The organism is Campylobacter sp. DY7 (assembly GCF_057802535.1).
On record NZ_JBYJAU010000062.1, the window covers coordinates 1 to 513 of the forward strand.

Consider the following 513-nt stretch of genomic DNA (forward strand, 5'->3'; position numbering starts at 1 on the left):
ACATCATTAATTATTTCTAAAATAGATTTAACATTATCAGCATCACGGCTTAATTGCTCTATCTTACTAGCTAGTGAGCTTTCTATATCAGCACTATGATTGATTTGTGCTGTTAGAGTATTAATCGCTTGATTTGCTACATTTATGTATTTGGTTGCATTGCTTAATTCATCTTTACCTTTAACCGCACCAACAACTCCACTATCAAGGTTAGCTTTGGTGTTTGTTCCTTTGTTTGCAACTTCATTTACAATAACACTACCTTCTTCTGCACGCTTACCTGTTTGAAGACTTGTGTGGCTTAATTCGTTAGCAATTGATGCGTTTTCGTTTGAGATGTCTTTTGCCTCTGCTATTAATACTCTTACTTTTTCTAAGAAAATATTAATTGCTTTGCAAGCTTCAGCGATTTCATCATTGCCTTTATCAACTAACTTTTTGGTTAAATCACCATCTCCACTGCTAAGTTCTACTGATTTAGCTGTTAGATTGTTTAGCGGGCGAGAGATTTGT

Annotated in this window: 1 protein-coding gene; it reads right to left on the reverse strand. The window is 34.7% G+C overall.

The features are described 5' to 3' along the window. Positions 1 to 513: HAMP domain-containing protein (locus AC1B00_RS09720; RefSeq protein ID WP_488849529.1), on the reverse strand; the 513-nt coding region annotated here is incomplete at both ends.